Annotated in this window: 6 protein-coding genes; 1 reads left to right on the plus strand and 5 read right to left on the minus strand. The window is 40.1% G+C overall.

The window, feature by feature from the left end:
• Window positions 1-471 (minus strand): nuclear transport factor 2 family protein, encoded by a 471-nt coding sequence (locus tag ACZFYI_RS14660; RefSeq protein ID WP_462524875.1) that lies wholly within the window; start codon window positions 469-471, stop codon window positions 1-3.
• A 192-nt stretch (window positions 472-663) separates the two neighbouring features.
• Between ACZFYI_RS14660 and ACZFYI_RS14665 the strand changes: the two genes are divergently transcribed.
• Window positions 664-1,563 carry a helix-turn-helix domain-containing protein gene (locus ACZFYI_RS14665; protein WP_462524880.1) on the plus strand — a complete coding sequence of 300 codons (900 nt, stop codon included), beginning with the start codon at window positions 664-666 and terminating at the stop codon, window positions 1,561-1,563.
• A 128-nt stretch (window positions 1,564-1,691) separates the two neighbouring features.
• Here ACZFYI_RS14665 and ACZFYI_RS14670 read toward each other — a convergent pair whose 3' ends face one another.
• From ACZFYI_RS14670 to ACZFYI_RS14685, 4 genes are all read right to left on the minus strand, one after another.
• Window positions 1,692-2,522, minus strand: a complete 831-nt coding sequence (locus tag ACZFYI_RS14670) for an MBL fold metallo-hydrolase (RefSeq protein ID WP_462524876.1) — start codon at window positions 2,520-2,522, stop codon at window positions 1,692-1,694.
• Window positions 2,519-2,914, minus strand: a complete 396-nt coding sequence (locus ACZFYI_RS14675) for a PAS domain-containing protein (RefSeq protein ID WP_462524877.1) — start codon at window positions 2,912-2,914, stop codon at window positions 2,519-2,521. Before ACZFYI_RS14675 ends, ACZFYI_RS14670 begins: the two co-directional genes overlap by 4 nt.
• A gap of 435 nt (window positions 2,915-3,349) precedes the next feature.
• Entirely contained in the window at window positions 3,350-4,246 is an 897-nt protein-coding gene (locus tag ACZFYI_RS14680) for a helix-turn-helix domain-containing protein (protein ID WP_462524878.1), read from the minus strand.
• Window positions 4,247-4,516: 270 nt separating this feature from the next.
• Window positions 4,517-5,413: a hypothetical protein gene (locus tag ACZFYI_RS14685; RefSeq protein WP_462524879.1), complete on the minus strand. Its 897-nt coding sequence runs from the start codon at window positions 5,411-5,413 to the stop codon at window positions 4,517-4,519.
• Window positions 5,414-5,636: the final 223 nt, after the last annotated feature.

Consider the following 5,636-nt stretch of genomic DNA (forward strand, 5'->3'; position numbering starts at 1 on the left):
TCACTTCTGAAGTTCGTGGGTGTCCCGCACACTGCTGAAAGTCAAAGCCAGCATTTTCCAGTCGGCACCTTCCTTCTGATAAACTTCAGTGACGGTAAATTCTGTCACTACATCATTGCCCCTGACATTGGCAGTAAGGGTAATTCTATTCCAAACAATGGCTGTGCTTCCAACAATCTCAATCGCCGTATCTTTTACATCAGCTTTTTTATACCAAATGCTTCCGGTTTCGATGATCTCGAGTTCTCGGGCAGTGTTCCAAGTGCCGCTCATGTGGACGAATTTTGCCTGTGGGTGGAACAGCGGCGTAAGTTTAGCGATGTCCTTATCCGCCATCCACTGCCATTTGTCCAAGGAGAGTTGGATGATTTCTTTTTCCGATCCTGCGGATATATTTTCAGGAGTAGTTTGGGCAAAAGAATGAAATGTAAGCAATACGGTTAGAAAGAAACTGGACAAGAAGGTTTTCATATACATTGCGTTTTTTATTATAATATTCTTTTTGGCTTTTGAGTTGTTTTTTGTTCAAACACAAAAATGCAACCCTTTTTGGACAAGGGACTTATACAGAATGCTGGATTACCTACCAAATCCACAGATATTAATATTGAATAGAAAAAAGTCAAACAGAACTGTCTAATTTTGAATCAAATGAAAAGCACCATGGAAGATATTCTGAGATTTGAAACCATCAGCCAATACAACGTCTTCAACAAGCAAGAGACTTTGCATCCTTTGGTCAGCGTTATTGATTTTTCTAAGGCCGACCCCAGAAGGCTTAGAAAAACCTATTTCGGTTTTTATCTCATCATTCTCAAAGATGTGGTTTGCGGCGATCTCCGATATGGCAAAAACACCTATGATTATCAGGAAGGAACTTTGGTATTTATCGGTCCGGGCCAGATTTTCGGAACAAACGGTGGTGAGGAACTTTACCAACCGAAGGGTTTTGGCCTGGTCTTTCATCCGGATTTGATCAAAGGAACTCCGCTTGGGCTGCGGATAACGGATTACAATTTTTTTGGCTATCAAGTCAGCGAAGCCCTACATATTTCCGAACGTGAAAGAACCTTGGTTTTGGATTGTTTTTCGAAGATCCAATATGAATTGGAGCATGCAGTTGACAAACACAGCAAAATGCTCCTTGCCGACAATATCGAATTGCTTCTCAATTACTGCCTACGCTTTTACGACCGTCAGTTTATCACCCGTGACTTAGCCAATCAGGGAATTCTGGAGCGGTTTGAGCGCTTGCTTCAGGAATTTTTCTCTTCGGAAAAACCACAGGAAGTGGGATTGCCTTCAGTTACCTATTGTGCCGGAGAGTTAAATCTATCTCCTCATTATTTTGGGGATTTAGTGAAAAAGGAAACAGGAAAAACTGCCTTGGAATACATACAGCTAAAACTGATCGATGAGGCCAAAATCAGGATACACAACCCAGAACAATCTATCAGCGAGATAGCTTACAGTCTCGGTTTCAGATACCCCCAACATTTCACCAGGCTATTCAAAAGTCAGGTCGGAAAGACTCCTGGGGAATATCGTGCAGGAGTGAATTAGATGAAAATACCCGGTTGTTTTTTCTTCAATTTTTTTCAAAAAAATCAGGATTGTTTTTTGAAACCAACCAATAGTAAGATGTAGAGTGATTTCCAAAAAATCAAAAATGGATTATTTCTTAATATAACCTATCCCAACTCAATCTCCATTCCTTCTTTGGCAAGTTCAAAGTCGAGCTCACCGGTATGTTTTGATTTCTGTTCAGCAAGAATTTCTTTCAGCGTCATGTCGCTGTGGGAAGGGTCATGGTGAGTCATTAAAAGTTTCTTGACTCCAGCAAGTTTGGCAAATTTGATGGTATCTTCCATGCAAGAATGGCCCCATCCTATTCTTCCTTCATATTCTTTGTGTGTAAACTGTGCATCATGAAAAAGAATGTCCGCATTCTGCGCCAAATCAAAACCTGAAATCCATTTTTTATCAGTCAACAATCCTTTAGGTCCAAGGGCCGGTTCATGGTCAGGAATATAAACCACAACTGCATTTTTACCTTTGATCCTAAATCCAACAGTAGGTCCCGGATGGATCACAAACCTGGATTCTATAGTAAATGGACCTATCTCAAAACTGCCATTGCCTACTTCATGCAAAGTTAATTTGCAAGGCAGGTCACGGATATGGACAGGAAAAAGTGGCGGGGAAAGGTATCTGTTGAGCCTAGCCCTTAAATTTTGGGTGGCACTTGCAGGAGCCCAAATGTGTACTTCCTTGTTTGGATCGAATAGCGGATTGAAGAATCCCAATCCTTGAATATGATCCATATGCAAATGTGTCAATAAGATATCAACCCTGTCATTTCCTTCAGGTGGTGTCACGTTTTGTATACCGGATCCACCGTCCAGGATAAGTTCCCAAGATTCTTCTCGGACTGTCACGCAAGAGGTATGTCCCCCGAAAAAAGAGGTTTCTGGATTTGAGGTTGGAATAGATCCGCGGACGCCTTTGATCGAAACTTTCATGAGTCTTGAGAATTCCAGAAAATGGCTACTGCCCCCAAAAACTTACCTGTACGGCCGATTATAGGGTAGGAGGTTACAGATATTTTTTCAGAACTCCCTTTCAGACTTTCAATCCAAAATACCTTATGGTGTGGAAGCTGATCGCTAAGGGTATTGACCAATGGCAATCCTTCAGGAGGCAATGGATTCCCAGCCTCATCCAATGGCTTGAAAATGGTCGCCCACTCTTCCACCTTCATCTCCCCTGTATCTTCAAAAGAAGTCCCAAGGATTTTATCTGCCGGTTCATTGTAAAAAATCAGGTTGCCAATCGTATCTGTAATGAAGACAGGAATCGATAGGCAATCGGCAAGTTGACGGTTAAGGATAATTTCTATGTCGTATGCGGCCATTTGGGAAAAGATAGAGTTACCTAAATATAGGAAAACAAATCAAAAATGGGATACCCCGACATTCTTTCTTCTCCGATCCTATTGATTAAACCTTTTTATTTTTTTTTACCTCAATGGACCGAAAATATTGTCAAAAGGGGAAATTAATAAGAAAAGTGATTTTTTTCGGTCCTGTTGGGAGCTAAAATTCCACATTATTTTTTTGCAAATTTTTAACGCTTCCTGAAATTAATCCTGCCCGAAAGAGGTTTTTTGCTACAAATCGCATTCATTTTTTCCACTGATTTTTTCAGTCAAATTAAAGAAGGTATTTCGGAAATCCTTCTTCACTTCACTTTCAATCTTGATCACTTTCTGAATTTGTACTCGGCTTATGGACTGAGGGCGGGACCGCTAATTTTCCAAACCTTCCTGGTTCAAGGAAAACACATGATGCTATTCTAGCCTGAATTTCATGGGACTGGTGTTCAGGTGTTTCTTAAAAAAATTGTTGAAATGGGTGACTTCTGAAAATCCCAAAGCAAAAGCGATGTCTGAAACATTCCATTTGCTGTGTTTGAGCAGTACTTTGGCTTCCTGTATAAGCCTGTCTGCAATCAGCTGGGAAGTGGTTTTTCCGATGGTTTCTTTTACGGCCCGGTTGAGATGGTTGACATGGATATTGAGGTGCTCTGCAAATTCCGAGGCTGAGCGCAGGTTGATTTGGGGATGATTGTCTTCAATGGGAAATTGTCTTTCCAACAACTCCATAAACATCGCCGAAATCCTTTGTGCAGCATTGAATGGCTGTCTGTCAGCCAAGGTGTTGGGCTGTAGCTTGAGGCCATAATGGATGAGTTCCAGGATCAAACTTCGGATGCTGTCATACTTGTATTTGTATTCCGAGCTGAAGTCAATTTCCATTTTCTTAAAAACCGCCTCCACTTCCTCCACCTGTTGGTCGGAAAGTTCGAATACGTGGTTGCCGGTTGGTTGGAAGATTTCATATTGGCTGATATTGCCAAAATCATGCATAAAGTGACTGTTGAAAATACAGTATTGTCCTTTCAAGTCTTCGTGGTACTCCCATTTATAAGGGATCAAAGGGTTGGAAAATGCCAAAGCCTGCTTCTTTACCTCGATGACCTGATCTGCATAATAGACCTCACTTTGTCCTTTGACCAACATGATTTTATAAAAATCCCGTCTCCGGTAAGGAATTGAAGTGGTTTTTCCTTGGGAAAAAGGTTCCAAACGGAACATGTTAAAATGTCCAATGTCGTTCCTGATATTTTCAGGAAGCCAATTGAATTTCCTTTTGTAAAACTCTTCAAGTGATTCAGGTTTGTCCATATTTTTTAAATGATATATGCTTTGCGAAATTTTAAGGATATAAGCTGCATGATATAAATGGATATATACCTGCGGTGATATTGAAATGATATTTGCTTCGCGATATATATTGATATATGCCTGCGGCGATATAATTTTTAAGCATCATGCCTGAATAGATAAAATTGAGGCTTGATACCTGGACACTATTTCTACCTTATATCAATTGTATTTCTACCATATTTCAACCTAGCCAATATCAATAAATATCAAATATCCATTAATATCAATTTAAAGTATCGGGTTCGATCTTTTGATAAAATCATTGTTGAAAGAATAGATCAAGCTGATATTCCAGATCCAATTGTCTACCTCGATTTCGGACACGATCTTTTTGCTGATGATGCCTCCAATGGAGATCGGAAAGTTTCTCCTGCCTATTGCCATGGAAGAACTGGCAAAGAACCCGTCCTTTTCATTCATCTTGAGGTAAAATGCCTGAGGGCGTGCATTGAAGAAATACTTTTCAGAAATGGAAATATTGGTAAAAGAAGGACCTACGGTTACAAATTGATTGAGCGCGAATGGAACCTTGCCTAGGCTTCTTCCAGCTAGGTAAAGAAAACTCAGTTTTGTTTTTGGGCTGATGGTATAGGAAGGGGAGATTTCTGTTGCAAAAAACCTCTGGGTCTTGGTGGTTTCTACCATCTGACCATTTGCATCCGGTTCCATGGTCGTGGTAAAAATAAAAGCAGGATGTGCACCAACATGAAGGGTAAATTTGTCTGATTTGACGATTTTGTAGCGCCACCAAAATATAAAAGACCAAGGTTTCCCATCCAATGCAAAACGAAGTTCGGGATCGAAACTCAGCCTTTCACCGCCTAGCGACATTTCAAAAATCGCTGCCGGTCGCCCAAGGGAAAATGCCGGGATGAGCGAAAGGCCATTGTTGGTGACACTGATATTGCCACGGAAATGATTGGAATTGGACATGGGTGCATCCTGTCCAAAGGCACTTAAAGAAAACAAAAGAAAAACCGCTAAGATCAAACCAATCCAACGGACTGACTTTATGTAAACAAAAGTCGAAGGATGAGTTTGGCTGAAATGCCAAAAAATCAAATAATTTCTTCTCAGCCGGTTTGCCAAGGTTTCCACAACATAATTTGGGACGCAGTGGGTCATATTCCTGATTTTATGTGCTATTTACATTTTATAATTTCACAAAATTATCCAATCCATGAAATAAGCCTTAACATTTTTCAAATCAATACTTACGATTTTCAAACAATGGGTAATCACGGAAAAAAGTCAAGTCGAGAAATTATAAACCATTTATTTTTAAAAAATTTACTATTTACTTTTTCAAATGGTTCATTTAAAGATTTGGAATGAAGGGTTTAACGGA

The organism is Aquiflexum sp., assembly GCF_977115555.1.